The organism is Leucobacter muris (assembly GCF_004028235.1).
Lineage (GTDB): Bacteria > Actinomycetota > Actinomycetes > Actinomycetales > Microbacteriaceae > Leucobacter > Leucobacter muris.
In genome coordinates this window covers 2,869,455-2,894,741 of record NZ_CP035037.1, presented here as the reverse complement: position 1 = coordinate 2,894,741, position 25,287 = coordinate 2,869,455, and the positions used below count along the sequence as shown (strand labels likewise).

At 69.3% G+C, this 25,287-nt stretch carries 25 protein-coding genes; 3 read left to right on the top strand and 22 right to left on the bottom strand.

Features of this window, described 5'->3' with window-relative positions:
* The 19 genes from Leucomu_RS13530 to Leucomu_RS13440 all read right to left on the bottom strand — a co-directional run bounded on the left by Leucomu_RS13530 (window position 1) and on the right by Leucomu_RS13440 (window position 15,333).
* A complete protein-coding gene (locus Leucomu_RS13530) occupies window positions 1-3,453 on the bottom strand; it encodes a phage tail protein (RefSeq protein WP_128387535.1) in 3,453 nt (1,150 codons plus the stop codon).
* 18 nt (window positions 3,454-3,471) lie between these two features.
* A complete protein-coding gene (locus Leucomu_RS13525) occupies window positions 3,472-3,765 on the bottom strand; it encodes a hypothetical protein (protein WP_228407117.1) in 294 nt (97 codons plus the stop codon).
* 65 nt (window positions 3,766-3,830) lie between these two features.
* Window positions 3,831-4,229, bottom strand: a complete 399-nt coding sequence (locus tag Leucomu_RS13520) for a hypothetical protein (protein ID WP_128387534.1) — start codon at window positions 4,227-4,229, stop codon at window positions 3,831-3,833.
* An 85-nt stretch (window positions 4,230-4,314) separates the two neighbouring features.
* A complete protein-coding gene (locus Leucomu_RS13515; protein WP_128387533.1) occupies window positions 4,315-5,088 on the bottom strand; it encodes a hypothetical protein in 774 nt (257 codons plus the stop codon).
* Between the two features lie 69 nt (window positions 5,089-5,157).
* Window positions 5,158-5,577, bottom strand: a complete 420-nt coding sequence (locus Leucomu_RS13510) for a hypothetical protein (protein WP_128387532.1) — start codon at window positions 5,575-5,577, stop codon at window positions 5,158-5,160.
* Complete coding sequence (locus Leucomu_RS13505) at window positions 5,574-5,864, bottom strand: HK97 gp10 family phage protein (protein ID WP_128387531.1); 291 nt, start codon at window positions 5,862-5,864, stop codon at window positions 5,574-5,576. The genes Leucomu_RS13510 and Leucomu_RS13505 overlap by 4 nt, the downstream gene beginning before the upstream one ends.
* 17 nt (window positions 5,865-5,881) lie before the next feature.
* On the bottom strand, window positions 5,882-6,283 hold the full coding sequence (locus Leucomu_RS13500; RefSeq protein ID WP_128387530.1) for a hypothetical protein: 402 nt from the start codon (window positions 6,281-6,283) through the stop codon (window positions 5,882-5,884).
* The gene (locus Leucomu_RS13495) at window positions 6,280-6,807 is read right to left on the bottom strand and encodes a hypothetical protein (RefSeq protein WP_128387529.1); all 528 of its coding nucleotides are present in this window, start codon (window positions 6,805-6,807) and stop codon (window positions 6,280-6,282) included. Before Leucomu_RS13495 ends, Leucomu_RS13500 begins: the two co-directional genes overlap by 4 nt.
* An 8-nt stretch (window positions 6,808-6,815) precedes the next feature.
* Complete coding sequence (locus Leucomu_RS13490) at window positions 6,816-7,193, bottom strand: hypothetical protein (RefSeq protein ID WP_128387528.1); 378 nt, start codon at window positions 7,191-7,193, stop codon at window positions 6,816-6,818.
* A gap of 2 nt (window positions 7,194-7,195) precedes the next feature.
* Window positions 7,196-8,425, bottom strand: coding sequence for a phage major capsid protein (locus Leucomu_RS13485; protein ID WP_128387527.1), 1,230 nt, complete (start codon window positions 8,423-8,425; stop codon window positions 7,196-7,198).
* The gene (locus Leucomu_RS13480) at window positions 8,422-9,237 is read right to left on the bottom strand and encodes an HK97 family phage prohead protease (RefSeq protein ID WP_164884573.1); all 816 of its coding nucleotides are present in this window, start codon (window positions 9,235-9,237) and stop codon (window positions 8,422-8,424) included. The genes Leucomu_RS13485 and Leucomu_RS13480 overlap by 4 nt, the downstream gene beginning before the upstream one ends.
* Window positions 9,234-10,913, bottom strand: coding sequence for a phage portal protein (locus Leucomu_RS13475; RefSeq protein ID WP_128387525.1), 1,680 nt, complete (start codon window positions 10,911-10,913; stop codon window positions 9,234-9,236). The genes Leucomu_RS13480 and Leucomu_RS13475 overlap by 4 nt, the downstream gene beginning before the upstream one ends.
* A complete protein-coding gene (locus tag Leucomu_RS13470) occupies window positions 10,883-12,499 on the bottom strand; it encodes a terminase large subunit (protein ID WP_128387524.1) in 1,617 nt (538 codons plus the stop codon). Before Leucomu_RS13470 ends, Leucomu_RS13475 begins: the two co-directional genes overlap by 31 nt.
* A gap of 13 nt (window positions 12,500-12,512) precedes the next feature.
* Complete coding sequence (locus tag Leucomu_RS13465; protein WP_194294559.1) at window positions 12,513-12,872, bottom strand: terminase small subunit; 360 nt, start codon at window positions 12,870-12,872, stop codon at window positions 12,513-12,515.
* A gap of 90 nt (window positions 12,873-12,962) precedes the next feature.
* The gene (locus Leucomu_RS13460; protein WP_128387523.1) at window positions 12,963-13,265 is read right to left on the bottom strand and encodes a hypothetical protein; all 303 of its coding nucleotides are present in this window, start codon (window positions 13,263-13,265) and stop codon (window positions 12,963-12,965) included.
* 14 nt (window positions 13,266-13,279) lie between these two features.
* On the bottom strand, window positions 13,280-13,585 hold the full coding sequence (locus Leucomu_RS13455) for a hypothetical protein (protein WP_228407116.1): 306 nt from the start codon (window positions 13,583-13,585) through the stop codon (window positions 13,280-13,282).
* Between the two features lie 64 nt (window positions 13,586-13,649).
* Window positions 13,650-13,952 (bottom strand): hypothetical protein, encoded by a 303-nt coding sequence (locus tag Leucomu_RS13450; RefSeq protein ID WP_128387522.1) that lies wholly within the window; start codon window positions 13,950-13,952, stop codon window positions 13,650-13,652.
* A gap of 119 nt (window positions 13,953-14,071) precedes the next feature.
* Window positions 14,072-14,395 (bottom strand): hypothetical protein, encoded by a 324-nt coding sequence (locus Leucomu_RS13445; RefSeq protein WP_128387521.1) that lies wholly within the window; start codon window positions 14,393-14,395, stop codon window positions 14,072-14,074.
* Window positions 14,392-15,333: a hypothetical protein gene (locus Leucomu_RS13440; RefSeq protein ID WP_128387520.1), complete on the bottom strand. Its 942-nt coding sequence runs from the start codon at window positions 15,331-15,333 to the stop codon at window positions 14,392-14,394. The genes Leucomu_RS13445 and Leucomu_RS13440 overlap by 4 nt, the downstream gene beginning before the upstream one ends.
* Before the next feature lie 128 nt (window positions 15,334-15,461).
* On the opposite strand from Leucomu_RS13440, the gene Leucomu_RS13435 reads away from it, so the two are divergent.
* The 3 genes from Leucomu_RS13435 to Leucomu_RS13420 all read left to right on the top strand — a co-directional run bounded on the left by Leucomu_RS13435 (window position 15,462) and on the right by Leucomu_RS13420 (window position 19,672).
* Window positions 15,462-16,715, top strand: coding sequence for an IS256 family transposase (locus Leucomu_RS13435; RefSeq protein ID WP_228407350.1), 1,254 nt, complete (start codon window positions 15,462-15,464; stop codon window positions 16,713-16,715).
* A 175-nt stretch (window positions 16,716-16,890) separates the two neighbouring features.
* The gene (locus Leucomu_RS13430) at window positions 16,891-17,829 is read left to right on the top strand and encodes a tyrosine-type recombinase/integrase (RefSeq protein ID WP_128387519.1); all 939 of its coding nucleotides are present in this window, start codon (window positions 16,891-16,893) and stop codon (window positions 17,827-17,829) included.
* Between the two features lie 184 nt (window positions 17,830-18,013).
* Window positions 18,014-19,672, top strand: a complete 1,659-nt coding sequence (locus Leucomu_RS13420) for an amidohydrolase (RefSeq protein WP_128387518.1) — start codon at window positions 18,014-18,016, stop codon at window positions 19,670-19,672.
* Window positions 19,673-19,834: 162 nt separating this feature from the next.
* On the opposite strand, the gene Leucomu_RS13415 is transcribed toward Leucomu_RS13420, so the two are convergent.
* The 3 genes from Leucomu_RS13415 to Leucomu_RS13405 all read right to left on the bottom strand — a co-directional run bounded on the left by Leucomu_RS13415 (window position 19,835) and on the right by Leucomu_RS13405 (window position 25,032).
* Entirely contained in the window at window positions 19,835-21,154 is a 1,320-nt protein-coding gene (locus tag Leucomu_RS13415) for a flavin monoamine oxidase family protein (protein WP_128387517.1), read from the bottom strand.
* A gap of 265 nt (window positions 21,155-21,419) precedes the next feature.
* Window positions 21,420-22,244, bottom strand: coding sequence for a purine-nucleoside phosphorylase (locus Leucomu_RS13410; protein ID WP_128387516.1), 825 nt, complete (start codon window positions 22,242-22,244; stop codon window positions 21,420-21,422).
* Window positions 22,245-22,254: 10 nt separating this feature from the next.
* Window positions 22,255-25,032: an aminotransferase class I/II-fold pyridoxal phosphate-dependent enzyme gene (locus Leucomu_RS13405; protein WP_128387515.1), complete on the bottom strand. Its 2,778-nt coding sequence runs from the start codon at window positions 25,030-25,032 to the stop codon at window positions 22,255-22,257.
* Between the last annotated feature and the right edge of the window lie 255 nt (window positions 25,033-25,287).

The following is a 25,287-nucleotide window of genomic DNA, read 5'->3' as shown; positions in this document are numbered from 1 at the left end:
TCACACCCCTTCCGCAGCGAGAACGGCCACCGCTTCGCGGCGTGCCTTCCGGGCGAGCGCGGCCTCGTCGAGGCCGGCGGTTTGGAACACCTGCGTGAGCTGTGCCTGCCCGCCGCCTGGGCCGCCCGTGGCGCCCGCGCTCTCGCTGCCGGGAGCCGCGGAGAGGGCGACGGTGGCCGAGACGGTCTCCATCGCGTCCTGCGCGCGCTTCGCCGCGCTCTGGGCCATCTCCACGAGGGAGTCGCCGAGGCTGTCGGACTGCTGGTCGACGCCGACGACCGCACCGCGCACGATGTCGCGGCCGGGCTGGATCATCTTCCTCGCCGGCGAGCGGATCCCGAAGAAGTCCTTGAACCCGTCGAAGGCGCTCGAGGCGAGGTCGACGATCGCGTCGACCACGGCGCCGACCATCGATCCGAGCCCGTTGATGATGCCCATCACGATCTGCACGCCGAGGTCGAGCCAGTTCACGCCCATCAGGCCGCCCCAGATCGCGGAGATGATCTGAGGCATCATCTGCAGGATCTGCGGGATCGCCTCGACGAGTCCCTTGATCAGCGCGACGACCAGCTCGATGCCGGCTCGGATCAGCTCCGGCAGCATCTTTAGCAGTCCGGCGACCAGGCGCAGCACGAGGTCGATCGCGGCGGTGATCAGCTGCGGCAGCGCGCCGATCAGCCCCTCGATCAGCGCGACGACCAGCTCGATGCCGGCTCGGATCAGCTCCGGCAGCATCTTTAGCAGTCCGGCGACCAGGCGCAGCACGAGGTCGATCGCGGCGGTGATCAGCTGCGGCAGCGCGCCGATCAGCCCCTCGATCAGCGACATCAGCAGCTGAATGCCGGCCTCGATGATCATCGGCAGGTTGTCGATGATCGCGCCGAGCAGGCCCATCACGAGATCGAGCGCGGCCTGCAGCAGTTGCGGGAGGGCGTCGACCAGGCCCATCACGAGGGCCATCAGCAGCTGCACGCCGCCCTCGATGATCATCGGCAGGGCGGCGACGATCGCCGAGAGCAGCCCGGAGACGAGCTGCAGCGCGCCCTGCACGATGAGCGGCAGCGCAGTGATGATGCCCTGCAGCAGCGCCGTCACGAGCTGGATCGCGCCGTCGATGATCATCGGCAGGTTCGCGGTGATCGCCGAAACGATCCCCTCGAGCAGCTGCACCGCACCCGACACGAGCATCGGGATCGCGGCGACGAGCCCGTCGATGAGCGCGGTGATGATGCCAGCAGCAGCGGTCAGCAGCAGCGGGACCTGCGCCACGATCGACGAGACGAGCTGCGGGACCACGGTGGCGACCTGCTGGACGATCCCGGCCAGCGCGGCGACGACCTGATCGAGTATCCCCGTCAGCGCCGACACGACCGCGCCGGCGTCCCCGCCCGAGAGCGCGAAGCCGGCCAGTGCGGCCGCGACGATGCCGAGCGGCGACCCGAGAGCCGCGAGCGCCCCGCCGAGGCCGGGCAGCATCGCGCCCAGCGGGCCGAGCCGTGCGAGCACACCGGCGAGCCCCCCGGCGCCCAGAGCGGCGAACGCGGCCCCGAGTGGGGCGATCACGCTGCCGAGACCGTCGAACACGGACAGCACGCCGCCCGCACCCGAACCGATCTGGTTCAGCGCGTTCGTAACCCAGTCCATCGCGGGCCCGAGCACGGTCGTGAGAGTTGCACCGAAGGCCTTCGCTCGTTCCTCGATGGGGCCTAGGGCGGAGGTCGCGGCGGCGATCAGCGGGCCGATCTTGCCGTAGATCCCCTCGAGCGCGTTCGCGCCGATCCGGCCCATCGCGGCGAAGAAGTTCTTCGACGCGCCGGGCACGGTCGTCCCCATCTCGGCGGCGACGGTGCCGGCGGCTTTCTCCGCGGCGGCCGAGAAGGTCTCGAAGTCGATCTTGCCTTCGGAGGCCATCTTGAAGACCTCGCCCGAGGTGACCCCGAGTTGGTCCGCGAGGGCCTGGTAGATCGGGATGCCGCGGTCGGCGAGCTGGGAGATGACGTCGTTCTGGACGCCGTTGGCCTGGGTGGCGGCCTTGTTGAAGATGCCGCCCATCTCTTCCATGGACATGCCCGCTGCGGAGGCGTTGTTCGCGATCCGCTTCAGGTGCCCCTGCAGGGCTTCCCCGGGCCGGATGCCCGCGGCCACCGCCGAGGCGGCGACGGTCGCGGCCTCACCGAGGCCGAAGCTCGTGCCCTTCACGGACGCCATGGCGTCGCCCATGATCGCGGTCACGGTGCCGGCGTCGTTCCCGAGCCCGCGCAGCTTCGCCTGGGCGGTGTCGATCGCGGTGAGGCGACCGAAGCCCTTGCCGAGCGCGACACCGATTCCCGCAGCTGCGGCGGTGACGCCCGCGGTCGCGGTGTTGCGGAGCCCGTTGCCGAGCGCCGCGCCGGCGCGGGAGGCTACGCTGCTAGCCGCGGTGACGACCGACTGCAGCGCCGACGAGGTCGCCGAACCGATCCCGGCCAACCCGGAGCGGAAGCGGGCGATCAGACCCTGCGCGGCGGGGCCGCCCGCGGCCGCGATCTTCGAGAAGAGGCCCGACACCTGCGTGGTGACCGGCGACAGCCAGCTCGACACGCGGGCGCCGAGGCGCATGAACGGGGCTGCCATGAGCGTGCCGGCGGCGGCCGCGTACTGCCCCATCGGGGCGAACGCGGAGCGCACGTAGGAGCCGACACCCGAGATCCAGCGCGAAGACGCCTGCCACGCCTTCGCGAGGCCGCCGCCGACCATGGTCGCCATCGACGTGAACGCGAGGGAGGTCTGCTGCGCGGCCGTCGCGGCCCACCGCCCGAGGGTGGTGTTCCGGGCGAGAACGAGGGTCTCCTTCGCGATGCCGCCGATGGACCCGGCGACCCCCGTGAACGCGGACTGCGCGGCGCGCGCATCCGAGTAGCCGGCGTGGAGATTCTGCACGAGTGCTTTCAGTCCGCCCGCGCTCTTGACCGTGGAGGCGGTCACCGCGCGGTTGGCGGCGTTGACGGCGTCCTGCGCGGTCTTGAGCCGCTTCGACGCGGCGGAGACGGTATCGACGGCGGCCGCGTGGTTGCGGCGCGCGGTGGCGAGGCGCTCCTCGGCGGCGACGGCCTGCGACGACCCCTCGCCCGACTTCGCGATCGCCTCCTGCAGGCGCACCTCGGCGACGCGCACCTTGCCGGCCTCGTCCTGCTGCTTCAGCCGCGCACGGGAGAGCGCGGCCGCCGCCGCGGAGACGTTGCGGTTCAGCTTCGACAGCTCCGCCGCGCCGAGGTTGCCGGCCGAGGTCGACAGCGACGACTTCAGGTCGGCGCCGAGCGACCGCCCCGCCTTCTGGCCGGCGCCCTTGAAACCGGCGTCGAACGACTTCGCGCCGGCAGCGCCGGCCTGCTTCGTGTCCTTCGACACGCGGCTCTTGAAGCCGGTCATGACGGGGAAGATACTGATGTGGGCGGAGCCGACCTCGGACGACATGGCACCTCCCCCGGGTGGTTAGGTCGAGAACACGATGCCGTCCTCGAGTGCTGCGGTGGCCTCCGCGACTTCTTCGGCGGTGGCGACCGTCTTCTTGCGGCGCGGGTTCTCGAGCGCCCATGGCAACAGCCGCTTGGACGCTCTCGGGTTCCCGATCTGCGCGATCAGGCCGATCAGCTCGGGAGTGGTCGCCGGGTAGGCCCACCCCGCCAGCGCCGCTCCGAGCACTGTCGAGGGGTCGCTCGCGGCCTCCTCGAGGAGCGTCTTCGTTTCACCCCATGAGACGGCGCCGCCCAGGTCCGAGAGCCCCACGCCGAAGCGTTCGCGCAGGGTGCGCGCGACGTCGGCGTGGTGCTCGCGGATGAACTGGGCGACGCTCAGGATTCCGGGAATGCGAGCGTCTGCGCGCGGCGCAGGGCCCGGAAGTACTTCTCGGTCATGATCGCCACCGAGATCAGGTTGCGCTCGTCCAGGCCGTCGGCGAGCTGGGCGCCGGCGTAGGTCTTGATGAGGTGCCGGAACTGGTCGGTGGGCTCGTCGAACTGCTCCTGCAGCTCGTCGATGACGGCGAGGCTCAGGCTCAGCGGGATCTTCACGATCTCGCCGTCGGAGAAGCGGCCGACGAAGTCCTGGCCGACGATGATGTACTGCACGTCGTTGAGGGCGCGCAGCGCGGCTTCCTCGGCTTCGGGCGTCCAGCTGTCGAAGTCGTACTCGACGGCTGTCTCCGGTTCGGTCTGGGTGGGCTTGCTCTTGGTGGTGCGGGGTGCGGCCATGGTGGCTCTCCTTCGGGTGGGTCGGGTTCGGGTGTGAAGCTGGCCGGGGCGACCCGATAGCGCCCCGGCCAGCGGTCAGGTGGGGTTACGCGGCCTCGCCGGTGGTCCAGTCAGTGCCGTCCCAGTGGGCCTTCATGCCGTTGCCGTACTCGACGTACTGGCCGGTGGTCCACGCGGTCGTCTGGCCGAGCGGGCCGAGGGCGCGCAGCGCGGCGATCGTGGTCGGAAGCGCGGCGCCCGTCGGGGTGAACGCTCCCGGGGTGCCAGCGGTGACCCCGGTCGGGTCGACCGGTGCGCCGGGGACCGCGGGGCCCCACTGCCAGAACGGGGAGCCCTCGAAGAGCTCGTGCTCCTGCCAGGTGAAGGTGACGTTGGCGCCCTTCACCGAGCCCCGCTCGGCCTGGTCAGGCTCGACCGCAGTGATCGACGCGACACCGATCTGTCGCTCCTCGAGGCCGCCGCGGTAGCGGATGGAGGAGAACAAGATGAATCGGTTGTCGGGCAGGTTCGACGACACCTTGTAGACGCCGTGCTCGTCCGGCTCGACACCCTCGATGAGCGCGAGCACGGTCGGGTTGTTCTCAGCCAGACCGATCGTGAGTGCTCGGGTGCCGTCGCCCGACTTCTTGTAGCCGATCTGGAAGAACTCGAGCGCGTCGCCGGACTCGCGCGAGGGCGAAGGGCCGCCGTCCTGCTTGTACAGACCGAGCTTCTTGAACCCTGCGGGAAGCTCCAGCGGGCTCGCGGCGAGCTGCGCGGGCGTCAGCACATTCTCCGGGCTCAGCGGCGCGTACGCCGCCATGCCGGTAATCGGGACGCCAACGGCGTCGAGGTCGAATCCCTGCTCATCAGCAGCCATGGGTGTACTCCTTCGAAAAAGCAGAAGCCCCGCGATCTGCGGGGCTTCAGGTGTGGGTGGTGGGGTGGCTCACCAGGAGCCGGCCGCGACGTACTGTGCGGTGAGGTACTGCCGCGATACGTCGTGGTCCTCGGTGACGGCGTAGGGGCCGTTGCAGCCGTCCCAGTCGACGCGGACGACCGGGCTGCCCGCCTCGTCGGGCAGGGCGTTGTCGAAGAGGATCCCGGCGAGCCACGTCGCGAGCTCGATCGCGTGGGTGTCGTACCTGCGGGTTCCCGCGAGCACGGACGCCGCGATCGAGCAATCGAACGTGGTCCAGTCGAGCCGCGTAGACGAGTCCGTACGGAGCACGATGAGCGGCCGCGCGAGCGGGGCCTGCAGCGTCTCGGGCTCCTTGTTGCTCACATCAACCGTGTGGCCCTCAGCGGCGGCGAGCGCGCGGACGTGGTTGGTGAGCCAGAGGTCGAGGGTGGGTGGGTTGACTCTCATCGTTTGGCGGCTTTCACGGATCGGGCGAGGTTGCCGGTCTTGGCTTCGATGAGGAGTGATTTCGGGTCGGTGGCGACGACGCGCTCGACGGTGCGGTAGCGGCTCTCGCGGGACTCGCGTTTGATGCCGTGCTGGTAGTCGCCGCTGTCGACCGGCGCGGAGGCTTTCGCGGCGGTCATGCTGCGGTCGGCGGCCTGCGCGGTCTTCGCTCTGACCTTCGGGGTCTTGAGGATGGTGTCGAACCAGGCCTGGTTCGGGGTGAAGTCGGTGTCGCCGTGGCGGGCCATGGGTGCTCCTTCCGGGGTCAGCCGGTGACGGCTTCGAGGGGGATCTCGCGTACGGGCCGCCACCCGGTGAACGGGTTCGTGTCGGCGGCGGGTGCGCCGTCGACGAGGAACGGGGCGGGCCCGGTCGGGCCCTGCCGGATGCGGTCTCCCACCTGCACGTCGGCGTCCGGGTCGGTGAGGTAGAGCGACTTCGACTCGAGCACCTGTGTGCGTGCGGCGCCCGTCACGATCGCGGTCGAGGACTGCGCGATGAACGCGCCCGGCAGTTCGAGCTCGTCCGGGTCGGACCAGTCCCCCGGGATGTAGGTCTTCGAGTAGCGGTCCCAGACCATCTTCGGGCGGAGCCGGTAGACGGTCTCGCCGTGCTCGAACACCATCGGGGCGCCGGTCGTGGGGATGTCGTCGAGCCACCCCATCACGGCCCCCAGGTGAGAACGTAGGGTGCGAGCGTGGCGCGTTCGGACTCGAGGAGGGGCACGCCGAGGGCGGCGCCGTCCTTCCCCGTCGCGAGACGCTGGGAGGCTCCCCCGATGGCCTGCTGCACGACGATGCCGCCCGCGGCGGCGCGCTTCGTGAGCGTGACGATCAGCGCGGCCACCTCGGGCACCTCGTCGGCGGCGAAGCCGTGCTTGAGTTTCACGGTGATCGCTCCGACGTCGCGGCTCCACCCCGATGCGAGGGTGAGCACGCCCGCGGTGCGGGAGTGCTTCACCCGTTCGGTGACGTCGACGCCGTCGCTCACGACCTGTTGAATCTCGCGGACTCGGAGCGACGGGATGAGCAGCGTCGTGCCGCCCATCCCGTCGAGCTCGAGGGTTTCGTCGATGATGGGCGCGACGTGCCATCCACACTCCCGGCGAATCGCGCCTTGCGCTGCCTTCATCCAGAAGGCCGGATTGACTTGCGTGGTGGCTGGGATGATGTCGTCGATCGCCACGCCCATCACCTCCACTACTTGGTTGCCGGGTCGCCTTCGCCCGCCTTCGGCGAACGCTGGCGCTTGGGCTTCTCGGGGTCCGCCGCGCCGCCGGGCTCGGGCGCCGCGGCGGCAGCCTCGGCGAGCGCCGTCTCGAGGCGCGTCTCGAACTCCTGCTCGAGAGCCTGGGCCCGGGCGGCGTGCTCCGCCTCGATGGCGGCCACTCGGGTTTCGTGCTCCGTTTCGAGGTCGGCTCGGATCTCGGCGACGCGCGCCTCGACTACGGCCTCGACGTCGACGATCGGGCCGGCGTCCGGATCGATCAGACCGCGCTTGGCGGCGTCGGCTTCGCTGAGGAGCATGGTGTGCGGCACGCCTTCGATCTCGACGGTGTACTCCTTGAGTTCGGCCATGATCAGCCCTCCTCCCCGATGGTGACCTTCACGAACGCCGAGGGGCGGCGGACGGCGAGCGCCAGGCGCTCCTCGCCGAGGATCGTGATCTTGTTGTTCACAAAGTCGTCCTCGTTGGTGTTGGTCGCCTGCAGCGTCAGGCCGCCCTTGCGGTAGACCGTGGCGGCGAGCTGGCCGGCGCCCACGAGCACAGTGCCCTGCGCGATCGCGGGGGTGACGATGGTGCGCTTGCCCCAGATCGGCGGGTTGTCGAGCTGGTCGCCGTTGCCGTACTGGCCCTGGAACGGGCCGCCTGCGATGTACTGCCCGTTGCCGTCCTTGGTGAGGCGCAGCTTCTGGTAGTCGATCGGGTTGATCGCGACGCCGTCGGCGACGAGGTCAGTTGCCGTCTCGACCTTGGTCATCGCGCGGAAGATCGCGTCGAAGACGTCGGCCTCGCCGGCGGCGGTTTCGGTCTGAATGCCGGAGCGGTTCAGGAGTCCGAGCACGTTGGTGCCGGTGCCGGTGCCGTTGAGGAGCTGGTCCTCCTCGGCGAGCTGCAGCTGGTACAGCAGGCGGCCCTCGATCTCGGAGACCAGGAACGCGGCATCCTCGGTCATCTCGTCCGAGATCTTGATGTAGCCGGCGACCTTCTTCAGGGTCTCCGTCACCGGGTCGTAGTCGGGGAAGTGCAGCTGGGGCTTCTTCGAGCCCTCAGCGACGGTCCCAGCGGCGCCCTCGACGAGGGGCGACTCGGTGAAGTAGACGAGCGTGTTGCCCGTCAGGGTACCGGTGCCGAGCCACTCCGCGAGGAAGGGGCGCTGGCGCTTGCCCTTGACGATGTTCAGGTCGTACTCGGGAAGGATGATCCCCTGGCCCGTGGTGGTCGTCAGGTGCGTGTCGGTCGCGGCCTTGAACTCGGGCAGCACGAGGTTCATGCCTCGGGTGCCCTTCAGACGGTTCAGTTCGCCGAAGGCGCTCTTGATGAAGTGCTGTCCGATCCGGATCTCGGACCCGTCAGCCTCCTTCTTCTCGACCTCGGGCATCTGGTCGATCGAGTCGAGCAGCGACTGCGCGTCCATGCTCGATTTGATCTGCTCGTCGTAGGCCTTGATCTCGGCGGTGAAGCTCTTCAGCTCCTCGATCTGCTCGGGCGTGAAGCCCTCGCCGGCCTGCTCTGCGGTGGCGAGGATGCCGCGCGCCTTCTCGGCGACGGCCTTGCGCTCCTCGACCAGCTTCTTGATCGCGCTCATGCGTGATCTCCCTTCAGGGTGGTGATGTCGACACCGACCAGGCGGCCGATGTCGTGGAGTGCGAGTGCGTGCTCTGCCGTCTGCGACTTGACCTCTGCAGGCTCCTCATCCTTGGCCGGTGACGGCTCCTCAGACTTGGCCTGCGCGGGTTCCTCACCGCTGTCAGATTCCGACTCATGGGATCCCGCCTCGGCGGCGGGAAGTTCGATGTTGGCGGCCTTCGCAGCCGTGGCGGCCCCGATCAGGGCGCCCTTCGCGAGGCTGAGGTGCTCGAGCGCCTGCGTGAACAGCTCGACGGCGAGCGCGGCGTCGCCTGCGTCGCCGGCCGCCTTCGCCGCGAGAACCTCGGTTTCCTGGTTCGCGCCGATGGGCACCACCGACACCTCGTGAAGCTTCAGCTTCCGCAGCTCGTAGTAGAAGCCATGCTCCTCGGACTCCACGTAGGCGCCCTCGATGACGTCGTAGCCGAAGCTCATCTGCTTGACGCGGCCCTCTTTCAGGAGTTTGAGCGTCTGCTTCGCGTTCTGGGTATCGAGATCGAGCTGCACGCGAACGCGCAGACCTCGAGAGTCTTCTTTCGCCCAGATCGTCGCGCCGATGTTCTTGAAGGGGTCCTTGAAGTCGTGGCACCAGTACGTCGGCACGCCCTGGCCGTCGGGGCCGAAGTCGGCTGCCAGCGTGTCGGCGAACGCCCCGGCGACGATGACGTCGCCGTAGGAGTCCTTGTTGCCGAACACCGCCGCGTACCCCTCGAACTGGCCGGCCTCGAGGTCGATGACCTTCACATCGATCTGAATGGATTTGGTCTTCACGACCCCACCTCCAACATGGTTTGAATCGCCGGCGAGCCCGACGAGTAGTGCTCGAACATGAGCGTGTTGATGCCGTTCGCCACAGGCCTCGCCAGGTGCGGGCTCAGCCCGCTCTTGCTGAGGTCGTCGGCAAGCTCCCGATCCCAGCGCTGCTGGTCCCACCAGCGATCAACACCGCCGTGCCGCTTTGCCTGCACCGCCTCGTACTGGCGGACGAGGAAGCGTTCGGTTGCGGCCTTCACTGCGTCGTCTCGCACCGTCACCGGCAGCAGGCCCAGGTGCTCGATCGGGTCGAGCCCGACCGCGCCGAGCGAGGCCTGCGGATCGAAGCCAGCGCGGATGAGCGCCGTGGCGGCAGTGATGAGCTTCGCGATGTCGTCCGCGGTGGGCCCGACTTTCACCGGGGCCGCTTCCAGCTCGGGGGCCGGCCCCCCGCCGCCGGCGGTCTGGCCGTCCCTGGGGGATGCCTGCCCGCCGAAGAGCACGTTGAGGGGGCGCACCATGTCGTCGCCGCCCTCGACCGGGGAGAGGTTGAACAGCTTGCGCGACTCGTTCACCGTCTGCCACGGCGCGCCGGTCGCGGTCGAGACGACCGCCGCCTGCTCCTCGAAGGATCCGCGCAGCTTCGCCTCGACGTTGAACTCGACGTACTGGTTCTCGGGGGCGCCGAGCGCCGGCAGGATGAAGCTGTTGAAGCGGTCCTCGATCTTCTTCACGATCGGTCCGAGCGAGTCACCGTAGAGGGATCGACGGAACTCGCGCACGTTGGCGAAGTTGGCGTTGTCCAGCAGGCCGACCATCGTCGGGTTGATGTAGTACACCTGGGCGCACATCTCGAGCGAGGCGCGGACGGATTCGAGCCACTGATCTTCCTTCGCGGCGATGCGGGCGGTCTTGTATTCCATCCCGTCCTCGAGGAGGGGGGCGTCGCCGGCGCGGGCCCCGCCGTTGCCGGTGAACGCCTGCCACATGCGATCGAAGCGGCCGCGCGCGGCGTTGTCCCACTTCGGAGCGCCGGCGGGGCGCGTGAGGAACCCACCGAATCGGCCGCCGCGCTTCCACACCTGCTTGCGGAACATGCGGGCGCTGTGCTGCTCTTCGAGCATCAGTTTCAGCGTCTCGACGGGCGAGGTTGCCTTCAGCGGCTCCGACGGGGTCCACCCCTTGAACCGGAACACCTGCTCGGTGGTGAGCTCGTGGCTCTCGCCGTTCTTGGTGACGAGCTTGTAGCCGTCGACCTGGAACGCATTGCGCTTCACCGGGGTGATCCACTTGGCAGGGAACACCCGCAGTTCCCCGCCGAGCAGCACGAGGTAGGAGTCATCTCGGAGTGCCCACTCGCCAACGAGCGCGTACATCAGCTCGGAGAAGGTCTCCTCCCCGTTCGGGGTGCGCAGCAGCTGCGCGACCTTGCCGGTTCGGACACGTTTGATCTCGTCGCCGTCGCGCTCGTAGAGCTTCAGGGACAGCTGCGACATCTGACGGGCGATGAACCCCACCACGGTGCGCAGGTGCGGCTGCGACTTCCACAGCGCCTCGATCGTGTGGCCCTCGATGCCATCGCCGCCCGAACTCATGAACGCATAGGCGGTCACGTCCTGCCCGTTGAATTCGCCTGCGACCTGCCCCTGCTGCTTCCCGGCGATCATGCTCGTGAATACGTCGAGAAACCCCATGCGATCACCACCAGTCCTTGTCTTCTTCGCCGTCGGCGAGCGCGTATGCCGACTCGTCCTCGGCGGGCGGGTCGGTCGTGAGTAGGGCGTAGAGCGCCATGGTGATCGCCACGATTGGCGCCACGTCTACGGGTCCACTCCGATCCCATACGGGCATGCCGTTGAGGTTCTTCGTGGAGCCGTTCTCGACGGCCATGGTGAGGATCGGCTGCGCGCGCTGGCGGACCAGGCCGTCGCGCACCGCGTCGTTCAGTCGGCCGGCTGCGTTCAGGAGCGGGGTGCCAGAGACCTCGTGTACGACGAACCCGGCCTGTTGCAGAGGCTTCACGAGATCCGCGGCGGGGCAGCCCTTGGACTGCAACGCGACTTCGTTGATCCCAGTTTTCTCGCGCACTTTCACGAGGTAGGGCACCACCCAGAGGATCCCGGCACGCTGCGCGATGACTTCGACGTGGGCGCGTTCGTCTTCGCGGAGACCCGCCACGCCGACATAGGACATCTTGCGATCTCCGGACACGTCGACGCCGAGCACGCGGCGCGCGTCTGGGGGGGAGTTGCGATCCGACTTCCACGAGCACGCCCCGTTCGTCGATTCTCGGTGGGTCCTCGCACGCCTCCCACTCCGCGAGGTTCAGGTACGGGGTCACCTCGGCGGAGACCCACTGCCCGAGCACCTCAATGCGTTCGACGATCAGGGCTCCGGGCTTCGAACGGGCGTTGCGCGCGGTGCGCATCAGCTTCTCGATCGTCATGCCCGGCAGGTATCCGGCGGAGGGGTTGGCCTGCTCGAACGCGGTCGGGTCGTCAATGGTCTGATCGGGATGAGCAGACCACTCCGCCACGAACCATTCAGCGTCCGGATCGTCGACCTCAGCGTGCGCGATGTCACGAGTGTCCTTCAGCACCTCGGAGCGGTCGGTGCCAGCGTTGGAGAGGGCGAGCAGGAACGAGTCGAATACTGCAGTGTCGGCCTTCGTGATCGCCGACCATCCCTCATAGTCGTACTGCTTGCGCAGCTCGTCGAGGATCATGCGCGCCGCAGTGAGACCGCGCACGGCCTCGAATGTGCGGGGCTTGTATGCCGCACCCTCATGGGTCTTCAGCTCGACCTCGCCGTTGACCATGCGAGGCGGGTAGGTGCACGCCTGCAGCATCGGCACCCGGTCGGGGGCGATCCCGATCTTGCGGTTGTCGGGGCCCGCCCAGGCACGCACCTGCCGCCATGGCTTCATCGCAACGTCGAGCTTCTGCGCCGAGCCGTAGATCTCGAAGGTGTGCGCCGGCGACAGATCGCCCCATCGGACCGCATCAACGAACATCCAGTAAGCCGACAGTACGGCCGCGAGCAGCGTCTTCCCGTTCTGGCGGCCGACGATGACGAGCGCCTTGCCGAATCGGAGCGTGCCGTCGCCGTTCAGCTCGAACATATGGATCAGGAGCCACTCCTGCCAGGGCAGGAGCTTCACGTGCAAGACGTCGCGGGCGAACGCGATGACCTCGAAGCCGCGCGAGGAGGCCGGTGTCAGCTCGACGCGCGGCTTGGTGAAGATCCGCGGTTCGGTGCGGCCGTAACGCTTCTTCGCCACGACACCTCCCGGGTCAGCCGCCCGCGAGCTTCCTCCGCATCGCTTCGAGATCGTTCTGCTTCGGCACCCCGGCGCCCGCGGCGCCGGTGACGCCAGCTCCCTCAGCCTCGGGCGGGAGGAGCTTGAGCTTCTCGAGGTACTTGAGGAAGCTCGCGATCGACACGTTGTCGTTCGCGGGCACCGCGGGCCGGACGCCCTTCGTCTCGGATGCGTCTTCGAGGGCCCAGTCGACGATCACGTCCCAGGCATCGATCTTGCGTGCGAGCGCCCGCGCCGCGGCCACCGCCGGGGCGTCGCGCACTCGCAGGTGCCGCGCGTTCTTCACCGATCGCTCGAACGCCTCGGTGACGCTCTCGTCGACGAAGTTTGTCACGTCGCACCTCCCTACTACGCGCACGCGCGCGACCCCCTATCGGGGTCGGCGGGGAGAGAGGAACAGGCCGGGCGGGAGGTGTTCCGGCGGTCAGCCCTCCCGAGATCTGACCGCCCCTCCCCCTCGCGGGACGCCGCCAACCGGTCGCCCACGGTCGGCGACGGTGCCACGGAGACTCTCGGCGAGTGCGTCGGCAACGGTGTCGTGATCATGCGCGTTGAGGTGAAGCTTCACGTGCGCGTGCGCGTCGTCGCCCTCGCGGCAGCGGCACTGCGGCGCCTGGCTTGTCGATGCGGAGATGCTTCCGATGTCCAGCGTGCCGACCTCGATGGCGTCGCCGTCGCCGATCTGGATAAGCACTCGGCCGATGACCGAACCGATCTGTACCGCCATGTTGTTCCCCTTCACTAGGTCCATGCCTGGCTGAGAATGCCGAGGCCGGGCCGCGGCGGCCCGTTGCTGCGTTCGTTGTTGCAGCCGTGCGCTGACGGCCGGAAGTTCGCCGGATCCTCCTGCAGATGCGGGTGGGTGGACACCGGGTAGAAGTGATCGAGCTCGAAGCGGTCGTCGTTCTCCCAGTCGTCGAACGGCGCCTCGTAGTCGATGTGGTCCTGCCCGCAGATCCAGCACGCCGCCTGCTCCGCCGCACACTCGGCCCGGAACCTGGCGCGCAGTTCGATGAACCGACGGGTGATCTTCCGCTTGCCACTCACGGCCACCTCCGGGAACGACAAAGCCCCGGGGCTGTGAGGCTCCGGGGCTCGGTGAGTCGGTGGGTTAGTTGCGTGCCGCGCGCTGCTTCTTCTTGATCTTGCCGTTCGGCATGAGCGTGTAGGTGGTGACCTGCCCGCCGGGCGAGAGCGCCCCGAGCACGAGCAGGATGATCGGCACGATGAACGCGGTCAGAATGCCGAGGATGACGAGCAGGATCAGGCCACCACAGCCCCACTGGTTCTTGCGGTACACGACGACCTGCTGCTCGCTCGAGTAGCGGATCTCGAGGCCGTTCTGGATCGCCTCGTCGAAGATCTTCGCGAGCTTCGAGTTACTCGGGCGCACGGCCCCGATAGGTGCGTTCATGGCACCACCATATCCGAGGCACAGACCCAGTTGCTCCGACGACAACGACCACCAGAAACGCGAAGACCCCGAACCTCAGTTCGGGGTTAATTCACGCGCAGGCTAAGCCTAACACTTCTTCAGATCACTTTTTCCACTTTTCCTCGCCCGCCGTCCCGCAGCAGACCCGCCACACGCAGCGCATCGACCGCGGCCTCAGCGTCGCCGCCCCGCCCGATCGCTTCCTCGACCACAGCCACAGGATCCGGCCGGCGGCTCGACCCCGCCCCGCGCGGACGACCACGGCGAGCCCGCATCTTCCGGTCGGCCTCGAGCAACTCGGACTCCCGCACCATCCCGAGCACCGGATGCAACAGCTCAGCCTCCACCCACCGACGGATCGTGCTGCGGCTCTTCCCGACGCGCGCCGCCGCCCGGTCAAAGTCCAGGAACCCCCCACTCATCGCTCCGCGCCACCCCCAATCCCCTCCGCGTGCACATCCTCGGCAGCCTCTCGAATCGCCTCCGCCACGAGCCGGGCTCCCGCCGCCAACAGCCCACCGTTCTTGTAACTCGAGCGCGCAACCGCCGCGACCTGCTCAGCAAGCCGAGCGAACGCCTCCCCAAGCTCCGGCACAGCACCGACCATGAACACCTCGAACACCTCCCCCGGCTCGCGCCCATCACTCACCAGCGCCGCACGCGCCGCACCCGACGAGATCGCCGGCCGCAGATCGAGATCGGGATGCAGCGCCGCCTCCGGCGCCACCACACCCTCCTGCGCCGGCGCATCAGCATGAAGACCGAACGCACTAGCCCACACCCCATCATCATCACGCTCCGACCGGCGCCACTCGCACTTCGAACACGAAAACCACGTCAGCGCATACCGATGCCGCGGCGGACTAATCCGCACCGACTTCAACCCGCACTGCGGGCACGGCTGCGCCGCCCACCGCCGCCGATCCTCAAGCGGCCACTTCCCCAACACCCGCGTCACCGTCCAGAACTCCGGATGCGACGCGCTCGCCGCCGGCACGACGAGCGACCACCACTGCAAGAACGACTCCTCATCGTTCGCGATCGCGTCGAACGACGCGAGGATCGGCGCGACCGCGCGCAGTGCGTGGTCGTACGCCTCGTCGCTCTCAGCGCCAGGGCGAAGCTGTCCGGCGCTTATCGTGTGGAGCAGGTCGACTTGCGCGTCGATGATGTCGGCAGGTACTGGCGCCGGGATCCCTTCGGGCGCCGCCCCCGACACCATCGGCCGATCGTATACAGCAGCCTTCCGCGGATCCGCCAGGCTGCGCAGCATTGCCACGAGGTCGGGGATCAGCTCGATCCGACTGCGAAGCCTGCCGAAGCACCGATCGCACACCATCGCGCCGTCGCGGGCCGACACGGGCGCGCACCCCGCGCACTCTCCCGTGCCGCTGTAGGGACTGTCTGAATAATGGTGTGTGAGGGTCCGGCCTGATCCGAAAGGAGATGGCCGTGGCTGACACGACCACTGTCGTTGTTGACGACGAGATGATTGATCCCGTGACCGGGGAGATCATCGATCAGAAAGAACTCGCAGAACGCTTGCTCGCGCAGGCGAAGGAGCAGGGCGTGAGCCTGACGGGGCCGGGCGGCCTGCTCAGCCAGCTCACGAAGAACGTCCTCGAGACCGCGCTGAATGCCGAGTTGACCGAGCACCTCGGCCACGAGCACGGCGGGACCCCAATCGGCGAGAACATGCGTAACGGGACGCGGGTCAAGACGGTGCTGACAGAGATCGGCCCCGTCGAGATCGAAGTCCCGCGAGATCGAGACGGGTCGTTCGAGCCGGTGATCGTCCCCAAGCGGAAACGCCGACTGGACGGCATCGATCAGATCGTTCTGTCCCTTTCCGCTCGGGGGTTGACGACCGGTGAGATCGCTGCGCATTTCGACGAGGTCTATGGGGCGAAGGTCTCCAAGGACACGATCAGCCGGATCACCGAGAAGGTCGCCGGGGAACTCGCCGAATGGTCGAGCAGGCCGTTGGATGCGCTCTACCCGGTGATCTTCGTCGACGCGATCGTGGTGAAGGTCCGTGACGGGCAGGTGAGGAACACCCCGTTCTATGTCGTGATGGGCGTCACCGTGAACGGGGAACGCGACATCCTCGGCATCTGGGCCGGTGACGGTCAGGAGGGTGCGAGGTTCTGGCTGCAGGTGTTCACCGAGCTGAAGAACCGGGGTGTCGAGGACGTGCTCATCGCGGTCTGCGACGGGCTGAAGGGTCTCCCGGAGGCGATCAACACCACTTGGGAGCAAACGGTCGTCCAGCAGTGCATCGTCCATCTGATCCGCAACAGCTTCCGCTACGCCGGGCGGCAACACCGCGACGCGATCGTCCGTTCCCTCAAACCCGTCTACACGGCCCCGTCGGAGCAGGCGGCGAAGGATCGGTTCGAGGAGTTCGCCGCCGAGTGGGGTGGACGGTATCCGGCGATCGTGCAGCTCTGGAAGAACAGCTGGGCGGAGTTCGTGCCGTTCCTTGAGTATGACGTCGAGATCCGGCGGGTGATCTGCACGACCAACGCGATCGAGTCAATCAACGCTCGCTATCGGCGCGCCGTGAGAGCTCGGGGGCACTTTCCCAACGAGGCCGCCGCGCTGAAATGTCTCTACCTCGTGACGCGGTCGCTTGACCCGACTGGCGGCGGAAGGGCACGCTGGGTGATGAGGTGGAAGCCCGCGCTGAACGCGTTCGCGATCACCTTCGCCGGACGGTTCGAGAAAACCACTCACGAATGAAAACCGCCGGATCCCACACACCGTTTATCGGACAGACCCCAAGGCGAGTGCGCTCGAGGAGGATTCGCGAGAGCTCGGGTGGCGCGATCCGCGCGCCGCCGAGCGCACCTGGGGCGACTGGTGCGAGGAATGGCTGCGCGGGCACTACGTCGAGCGCTCCACCCACACGCGCACGATGAGCATGATCCGCAGCCGGATCATGCCGAAGTGGGGCAACACGCCTCTCATCGAGATCGACCGGCACCAGCTGCGCATCTGGGCGCTCGAGATGCAGGACGACGGGCTCGCCGCGACTTCCGCGAAGCGCGTCATCGCGGCGTTCTCCACCTCGCTCTCCGCAGCGGTCGACGCCGGCGTGATCGCGGCGAACCCGGCCTTTCGCCTGAACCTCCGCATCCCCGACAATCTCTCGGAGCGGACGCTCAGCGGCGAGGAGCAGCACCGCCTGTTCGCGGCGTTCGAACCACAGCACGAGGATGCGACGGACGAGGAGTGGGCGATCGTGCGCAGGGATCAGGCGCTCGTCGCCGTGCTGCTCGGTGCTGGGCCGCGCTGGGGTGAGGCCGTAGCGCTCGGACCGGAGCACATCCACCGGGCCGAGGAGTCGATCAGGTGGCGGCGCGCGTGGGATGCGCAGAACCGGATCTTGAAGCCGTACACCAAGGGCAAGAAGCGGCGCACGACGCCGATCGCCGAATGGCTGCTCGGCATCATCGACCCCGTGCTGAGCACGACTGCGCAGGGTGAGTTCCTCTTCACCTCGAGTAGCGGTCAGCCGCTCGACTACTCGAACTGGCGACGCCGCAGCTGGGAACCCGCAGTCGAGAGGGCACGGCTGAACGACGGCTACTCCGAAGACGACAAGGCCACCATCCACACGCTGCGCCACACCTACGCGACCGCGCTGCTCGACGCGGGGTTCACGATCGCCGAGGTCGCGACCCTGCTGGGGCACGCCTCGCTGAGCACCGCCGAACGCTATGCGCACCGCCGCTCGAAGGTGCGGCAGGAGGCTGCCAACGCGGTCTCCGACCCGCGGATCAGGCCGGCGATACCGACGCCGCCGAGCCCCGAGGTGCCCGACAATGTGATCCGGTTTCCGGGCGTCAGCTAGTTGGTCTGCCCCACGTCTGCCCCACGTGACCTTCTCATCGGAGAACTCAGGTCAGCCGAACACGCCCACCCCAGAAACACAAAAAGCGGGGCCGATCAGTGATTTCTCACTGATCGGCCCCGCTTGCGTCGTGGTGGATCTGAGGGGAATCGAACCCCTGACCTTCTCATTGCGAAGGAGCCGCATGCAGACCTCCACCACCGCAGCAGACCTCGCCATCGTCGGGGCGCGCCTGCGCACCAACACCGGCGCCCACTCGGACGCCACCGCGATCCTCGTCCGAGACGGCCGCATCGCCGCTCTCGGCGGCGACGACTCGATCCGTGACGCCGCCGCCGAGGCCGGCATCGAGGTGCGCGACGTCGCGGGCGCCACCGTCACCCCCGGTCTCTTCGACGGGCACACCCACCCCCACTGGGCCGCAGACCTCACCGCAGGCATCGACCTCGGCGGGCTCGGCACGGTCGACGAACTGCGCGCCGCGATCGCGGCCGAGCACGAGCGGCTGCCCGAGGGCGCCTGGCTGCGCGGCTGGAACCTCGAGTACGAGCCGTTCGAGCACGGCGCCGGCGAACCGGGCGGCATGCGCGGCGAACTGCTCGAGGACGCCGCCCCCGGCCGCCCCGTCGCGCTCATCTGCTACGACCTGCACACCGCCCTCGCCACCGCCCCCGCGCTCGCCGCCGCCGGCATCACCGGCGCCCGCGACTTCGACGACGCCAGCGAGATCGTGGTCGACGCCGACGGCACGCCCACCGGCGAGCTGCGCGAGCCCACCGCCTACAACCTGCTCTTCGACGCCGCGCCCAAGCCGTCGCACGACGACGAGCGCGATGCGCTGCGCGACATGTTCCGGCGGCTCGCCACGGCCGGCCTCACCGGCGGAGCCATCATGGACGGCAAGGATCGCACCGTCGAACTGCTCGCCGAGCTCGAGGCGCGGGGCGAGCTCGACCACCGCGTCACCGTGCACCACTGGCACGCCGTCGGCGACACCGACGACGACGTGGCCCGCGTCATCGCCGCGAAGGACCGCCGCGGCCGTCTCTGGCAGACCGGCGCCATCAAGCTCTTCAGCGACGGCGTGATCGACACCGGCACCGCCTGGCTGCACGCCCCCGACACCTGCGGCGACGGGCGCGCGCCGTTCTGGCCCTCGTGGGAGCGCTACGCCGAAGTGGTGCGGGCCTATCACGACGCCGGCATGCTGATCGCCACGCACGCCGTCGGCGACTACGCCGTGAGCCGCGTGCTCGACGTCTACGCCTCGCTGCCTCCGCGCGAGGGACTGCCCTTCCACTCCGTCGAGCACCTCGAAGTGCTCGCCGACACCGACATCGAGCAGCTGCGCGAGCTCGCGAACGGCGACGGCCCCGCCTCGGGCGTGACCGCCTCGATGCAGCCGCTGCACATGCAGTGGCGCGCCGCCGACCACAGCGACGGGTGGGCCGCCCGGCTCGGCGAGGGCCGGGACGAGACCGGATACCGGGTGCGCGACGTGCTCGACGCGGGCGTCACCCTCGTGCTCGGCTCGGACTGGCCCGTCGCGCAGTACGACCCGCGGCTCGGCATGGCGTGGGCGCGCGGCCGGCACACGCCCGGCGACGCCTCGGCGCACGTCTTCGAGCCCGCGCAGCGGCTGAGCGGCGAGGAGGCGCTGCTCGCCTACACCCTGTGGCCCGCCCGGGCGCGCGGGCACGAGGATCGCGGCGTGCTCGCCCCGGGGGCGGTCGCCGACCTGACGGTCTGGGGCGCCGACCCGGTCGCGGCGACCCCCGACGAGCTGCCCGAGGTGCCGATCCGCCTCACCGTCGTCGAGGGGCGCGTCGTCTTCGAGGGGTGACCGCTTCCGGCTGACCCGGTGCCGCGGAGTCACCGGAGCTTCGGACCTCACCCGTGTTTCGGATCGATTCCCACGTCTCGGTCCGAAACACGGGTGAGCCCCGAGACACGGGAGCGGCCGCGACGGCGCCGGGCGCTGCCCTCGCGCTCGACGTCCTCGCGCTCAGCTGCGCTCGAGGGCTTCGGCGACGCGTCGGGCTTCGCGCAGGCCGCTCTCGATCGCACCGTCGATGAAGCCGCCCCAGAGATTCGCATTGTCGGTCGTGGCGAAGTGCACGACGCCGGCGGGCTGCTGCAGCTCCTCGAGGTCGCGGGTGAGCTGACCGGGGCGGTGGGTCATCCAGGTGTTGCGGGCGAGCGGGTCGGTCATCCAGTCGTGAGCGGTGGCCTCGGTGACCTCGATGCTGGGCCGGAAGGCGTCGACGGCCGCCTGCACACCCGCGAGGTCGTCGACGTCGATGCGGCCGTGCTCGGGGCCGAACCCGACGAGGATCGTGTAGTCGCCGCGCTCGTCGCTGCAGTAGAACTCGGCCTTGAGCACCGACAGCGGGTGGTGCTGGCTGGCGTAGGCGAAGAATCTCGGCAGGTGCCCCTCGGCGCGGATCCACACCTTCGTGCCCTGCGAGGCGACGGTCTCGGCGCTCTGGCGCTGCCAGGCGTCGGGCAGGGGCGGATCGAAGCGGATACCCGTGACGGCGTTGACCGGCAGGGTGCTCACGACGCGGCGTGCGCGGATCCGCGTGCCGTCCCCGGTCTCGACGACCGCGTGCGCGTCGGATCCCGCATCCTCCTGCGTCACCGACACGACCGTCGTGTTCAGTCGGATCTCGCCCGGCACGTCGGCCGCGATGCGGTCCGTGAAGCCGCGCATCCCGTCGACCACCCGGAAGGTGGCCGACGCCTCGTGCATGAGCTGCCAGTGGCCGCCGGTGGCGGACACCCAGCGCAGCGCGCTCGACAGGCCGACCTGGTCGAGGGGCGCGTTCACGTGCCCCACCCACACCGACTCGTTCGCGGCGCGCGCCTCGGGGTCGAGGTCGAGCGCGTCGAAGCGGTCCTGGATGCTCAGCGCGTCGAGCTCCTGGATGCGCCCCGTCGTGGGCTCGGTGCCGCGAGGCATCGCCTCGCGCACGTCGTCGATCACCAGCTGCTGGCCCTCGTCGATGAGCGCCATGAACTCGGCGAGGTCGCCCTTGCGCGGCGTGCCGTCGGCGCCGTGCCAGTACGCCTCCTCGGCGGCCGGGCTGCGCACGATCTCGCGGCCGTAGCGGGTGGCCTCGGCCCACACGTGCGGCTGCACCCAGTGGATCCAGTTCGCACCCATCTCGAGGTCGTGGCCGAGGCGGTGGTCGGTCCAGGTGCGGCCGCCGATGCGGTCCCGCGCCTCGAGCGTCACCACCTCGAACCCTGCCCGGCCGAGTTCGCGCGAGGCCACGAGGCCCGCGAACCCGGCGCCGATGACCACGACGTCGACCGACTGCATATTCTCTCCTTCGAGTGGCGGCTCTGCCTGCAACGCTGTTCAGCCTATCCGGCGGGCGGGGGCGCCGGCGGCAGACGTTCCCAACGAAAACGGGGCGCGGATCGTACGAACGTATGCGATCCGGGCCCCGCCTCTCGTGCGGCGAGTCCGACCCCGCTCGGGCGAAGCGGCCGAGAACCATCTGAACGGGCCGGGACCCGTTGCACGACGTGCGCGCCCTCGAAGCCAAGCCGAGCCCCTCGAGCCGGGAGGCGACGAGCGCGGCCTACAGTCGCGCGACGACGCGGGAGAGCAGCTCGGCGAGACGCGGCTCGGCGGCCCTGCCCTCGGCGAGCACCTCCTCGTGGCTCAGCGGATCGCCCATGCCCGCGGCCGGGTTGGTGATGAGCGAGAGCCCGAGCACCTCCATGCCGGCCTGCCGCGCCGCGATCGCCTCGAGCGCGGTCGACATGCCCACGATCTGCCCGCCGATCATCCGCAGGTAGTGGATCTCGGCCGGGGTCTCGTAGTGCGGCCCGGGCAGCTGCACGTAGACGCCCTGTTGCAGCGCCGGCTCGACCTCGCGGGCGAGATCGCGCAGCCGAGACGCGTAGAGGTCGGTGAGATCGATGAAGTCGGCGCCCTCGACGGGCGACGCGGCGGTGAGGTTGAGGTGATCCGAGATGAGCACCGGCTCGCCCGCCCCGAATGCGGGATCGATGCCGCCCGCCCCGTTCGTGAGGATCATGGTCGCCGCACCGGCCGCCGCCGCGGTGCGCACGCCGTGCACGACGGCGCGCACGCCGCGACCCTCGTAGAAGTGGGTGCGCGCCCCGATCACGAGCGCGTGCTTGCCGCTCGCGAGGCGGATCGAGCGCAGCGTGCCCGAGTGCCCGGGCACCCCCGAGACGTGGAAGCCGGGCACCTGCTCGGCCGGGATCACGGCGACGGTCTCGCCGATCACATCGGCGGCCTTGCCCCAGCCGCTGCCGAGGGTGAGGCCGATGTCGTGCCGATCGACGCCGGTCAGCCGGGTGATGGCGGCGGCGGCCTCGGCCGCGAGCGCCGCGGGGCCGTCGATGGATGCTGCGTGATCCTGCGCGTGGTTCATGCCCACCAGCCTATTCGGCGCGCAGCACTCGGTAACCGCGTCGCGGGTCGTAGCCGTGGATCTCGCGGGTGTCGAGCACGGCCATGAAGTCGAGCACCTCCGCGGTGATGATCTGGCCGGGCACGAGCACGGGGAAGCCGGGCGGGTAGGGCGTGACGAATCCCGCCGACACGGGCTGCTCGCCGCGGTCGACGCGCTCGCGCAGCTCGCCGGGCGGCACGTGCTCGATGTGCCGTCGCTGCTGCCCGCGGAAGAACGCGGTGCGCACGTCGCCGTCGGGCAGCCCCGGGGCGTCGTAACCCGGGGCGAAGGCGCTGAAGTCGGGCAGCGGCGGCATCGGGGCCTCGGCGGCGAGAGCGGCCTGGGCGAGCTCGGGATCGAGCTGCGCCCGATCCTCTTCGAAACGCTCCGCGAGCTTCACGAGCACCTCGATGAGGTAGGCGATCGCGCTGCGGGTGGTGCCGATGTTCGTCATGAAGAGCACCGTGTTGCGGCTGGTCTTGTTGACCTGGATGCCGTAGCGGTTCATGAGGTGCTCGTGCTTGAAGGTGTCGCCGTCGACGCCCGTGCGGGTGATCTCGACGGTCACGCGCGACGGGTCGATCACGAACTCGTCGGCCGCCCACGCCTGCCACATCGAGGCGAGGCCGTCGCGCAGCGGCATGGGACGCCGAGTCTCCCGGTGCCCCGCGGGGATCAGCTCGTTCGCGGTGAGCACGCGGTAGGTGCGGCGCAGCAGCGGGTGCCTCGCGATCGACTGCGACAGGCTGGTGGCGAGATCGAGCTGGCGCTGCACCAGGTTGAAGCCCTCGAGCTCGACCTGCCGGCGCCCCAGGTCGAGGGAGGCGAGGATCTGGTAGTTGGGCGAGGTCGACGTGTGCGTCATGAACGCCTCGTGGAAGGGCTCCTCGGCCTCGCGCACCCAGTCCTGATCGTAGACGTGGATCATCGATCCCTGCCGCAGCGCGGTGAGCGTCTTGTGGGTGGAGTGGGTGGCGTAGACGCGGATGCGGGCGTCGGGGCTCGGGATCAGGCGTTCCTCGAGCCACACCTCGTCGGCGGCCGGCGTGCCGTCGGCGTCGTAGAGCCGCTGCTGCTGAGCGCGGTGGGCGGCCGCGTGCGCGGAGGTCCTGAGCCGCTCCTCGAGGTTCTTCGCCGACGCCATCGCGGTGCGCCGCCGGGTCACGGGGTGGAAGGCGGCGAACGCGAACCAGGCCTCGTCCCACAGGAACACGAGGTCGGGTTTGATCGCCAGGCACTCGGCCATGACCCGCTCGGGGTCGTAGACGATGCCGTCGAAGGTGCAGTTGGTGAGCGTCACCATGCGCACCTCGTCGAGTCGGCCGGCGGCGCGGTAGTCGAGCAGCAGCTGCTTGATGCGGTCGAGCGGCACGGCGCCGTAGAAGGCGAAGTCGTTGAGCGGGTACGCCTCGAGGTAGGCGGCGCGGCCGCCGGTCAGCATCATGGCGTGGTGGTGCGACTTGTGGCAGTTGCGGTCGACGAGCACGACGTCGCCGGGGCCGACGAGCGCCTGGTGCACGATCTTGTTGGCGGTGGAGGTGCCGTTCGTGACGAAGAAGGAGTGCTTCGCGCCGAAGGCGCGCGCGGCGAGATCCTGCGCCTTCTTGATCGCACCCGTGGGAGCGAGCAGCGAGTCGAGCCCGCCCGAGGTGGCGCTCGTCTCGGCGAGCAGCAGGTTGAGGCCGTAGAAGTCGACGAGGTCGCGGATCCACTTCGAGTTGACCACGGAGCCGCCGCGGGCGATCGGCAGGGCGTGGAAGACGCCGACGGGGCGGCGGGCGTGATCCTGGATGGCCGAGAAGAAGGGGGTGTCGTAGAGGTGGGAGACGCGGCGCAGCAGCGAGAGGTGCAGCTCGAGCTGATCCTCGCGTCGGAACACCCGCCGGAAGCGGCGCGTGAGCGCTCCCGCGAGATCCTCGATGTGCGCGCCCGCCATGAGGTACAGGTCGAGTTCGGGGCGGATCGCGGCGAGGGTGTCGGCGAGGCCGAGCACGCGCTGCACCGACGCGAGCGAGGAGCGTTCGGAGGTGTGACCGGTGCTCACCTGGGAGCGGGCCAGGCGGATCGTCTCGACCAGGTCGCGGCTCAGTCGCTGCCGGGTGCGGTCGCTGAAGCCGGGGCGCACCACGCAGGCGAGGATGTTGGGGTTCGTGAGCACCGCCGCGACGGCGTCGTCGGCCGAAGGCACCACGACGAACTCGTAGACGAACGCGTCGGCGGCGCCGCGCAGGCGCAGCGCCTCGGAGCGCATCGCGTCGCGGTCGGCGGGGGTGGTCTCGTCGACCACGAGCACCTCGAAGTGCGGGCGGGGGTCGGCGTCGGCGGCCAGCTCGGCCCGCTCCTGCTCGTCGAGGTGCTCGTCGCGCGGCTCGTCGGGCACGGTGTCGCCCCGCAGCCGGTTGACGACGCGGCCGATGCGATCCAGGGCGATCCGGTAGTCGCCGGCCTCGAGCAGCTCGCCGATGCCGCGCACGTAGCGCTGCCCGAAGCCCGCCCAGTACATCTCCATCGTCTCGAGCGCCCGGAGGTTGCGGTGGATCTCGCTGTCGCTCGCGAGCGCCTCGGCGTCCTCGCCGTCCAGCGCGAGCCGCTTCACCGCGAAGCGCAGGGACTCCCACGCATCGCTGCGCAGCCGCCAGGTGCTCGACGGCATGCCGGGGTCGCGTTCGAGGGCGGAGGATCCGGCGCTGCGCGGCAGCCGCGAGACGCCCGAGGGAGCGCGACCGGACGACTCATCGAGGGGGATCCCGTGCTCGAACCTCGTCATGTGCAGTCGTCCTTCCCAAACCTCGTCGTTCCAGCGGTGCCCAGTCGCCGCGCTTCAACGATCCTAGAGCGTTGCGAATGCCCGAGAACGTACTCGGCGGCGAACAGCAGAGGAAGCGTGCGTTCGCAACGGTTTCCCCGGTTTTCCGACTGATTCCGTCACTATTCCGCAGGTGGTGGGAGAGGCCGTCGCGGTGGATGCCGAAGCCCCGCGGAGGCGGCCCTGACGGCTCCGACGGCGACGCGGGCGCCGGCT

What these genes read in the sequence shown, in the direction of transcription:
- Leucomu_RS13530 (WP_128387535.1), bottom strand. Translation starts at nt 3,453, where the DNA reads ATGTCGTCCGAGGTCGGCTCCGCCCACATCAGTATCTTCCCCGTCATG.
- Leucomu_RS13520 (WP_128387534.1), bottom strand. Translation starts at nt 4,229, where the DNA reads ATGGCCGCACCCCGCACCACCAAGAGCAAGCCCACCCAGACCGAACCG.
- Leucomu_RS13515 (WP_128387533.1), bottom strand. Translation starts at nt 5,088, where the DNA reads ATGGCTGCTGATGAGCAGGGATTCGACCTCGACGCCGTTGGCGTCCCG.
- Leucomu_RS13510 (WP_128387532.1), bottom strand. Translation starts at nt 5,577, where the DNA reads ATGAGAGTCAACCCACCCACCCTCGACCTCTGGCTCACCAACCACGTC.
- Leucomu_RS13505 (WP_128387531.1), bottom strand. Translation starts at nt 5,864, where the DNA reads ATGGCCCGCCACGGCGACACCGACTTCACCCCGAACCAGGCCTGGTTC.
- Leucomu_RS13495 (WP_128387529.1), bottom strand. Translation starts at nt 6,807, where the DNA reads ATGGGCGTGGCGATCGACGACATCATCCCAGCCACCACGCAAGTCAAT.
- Leucomu_RS13490 (WP_128387528.1), bottom strand. Translation starts at nt 7,193, where the DNA reads ATGGCCGAACTCAAGGAGTACACCGTCGAGATCGAAGGCGTGCCGCAC.
- Leucomu_RS13485 (WP_128387527.1), bottom strand. Translation starts at nt 8,425, where the DNA reads ATGAGCGCGATCAAGAAGCTGGTCGAGGAGCGCAAGGCCGTCGCCGAG.
- Leucomu_RS13475 (WP_128387525.1), bottom strand. Translation starts at nt 10,913, where the DNA reads ATGGGGTTTCTCGACGTATTCACGAGCATGATCGCCGGGAAGCAGCAG.
- Leucomu_RS13460 (WP_128387523.1), bottom strand. Translation starts at nt 13,265, where the DNA reads ATGGCGGTACAGATCGGTTCGGTCATCGGCCGAGTGCTTATCCAGATC.
- Leucomu_RS13450 (WP_128387522.1), bottom strand. Translation starts at nt 13,952, where the DNA reads ATGAACGCACCTATCGGGGCCGTGCGCCCGAGTAACTCGAAGCTCGCG.
- Leucomu_RS13445 (WP_128387521.1), bottom strand. Translation starts at nt 14,395, where the DNA reads ATGAGTGGGGGGTTCCTGGACTTTGACCGGGCGGCGGCGCGCGTCGGG.
- Leucomu_RS13435 (WP_228407350.1), top strand. Translation starts at nt 15,462, where the DNA reads ATGATTGATCCCGTGACCGGGGAGATCATCGATCAGAAAGAACTCGCA.
- Leucomu_RS13430 (WP_128387519.1), top strand. Translation starts at nt 16,891, where the DNA reads ATGAGCATGATCCGCAGCCGGATCATGCCGAAGTGGGGCAACACGCCT.
- Leucomu_RS13420 (WP_128387518.1), top strand. Translation starts at nt 18,014, where the DNA reads ATGCAGACCTCCACCACCGCAGCAGACCTCGCCATCGTCGGGGCGCGC.
- Leucomu_RS13415 (WP_128387517.1), bottom strand. Translation starts at nt 21,154, where the DNA reads ATGCAGTCGGTCGACGTCGTGGTCATCGGCGCCGGGTTCGCGGGCCTC.
- Leucomu_RS13410 (WP_128387516.1), bottom strand. Translation starts at nt 22,244, where the DNA reads ATGAACCACGCGCAGGATCACGCAGCATCCATCGACGGCCCCGCGGCG.
- Leucomu_RS13405 (WP_128387515.1), bottom strand. Translation starts at nt 25,032, where the DNA reads ATGACGAGGTTCGAGCACGGGATCCCCCTCGATGAGTCGTCCGGTCGC.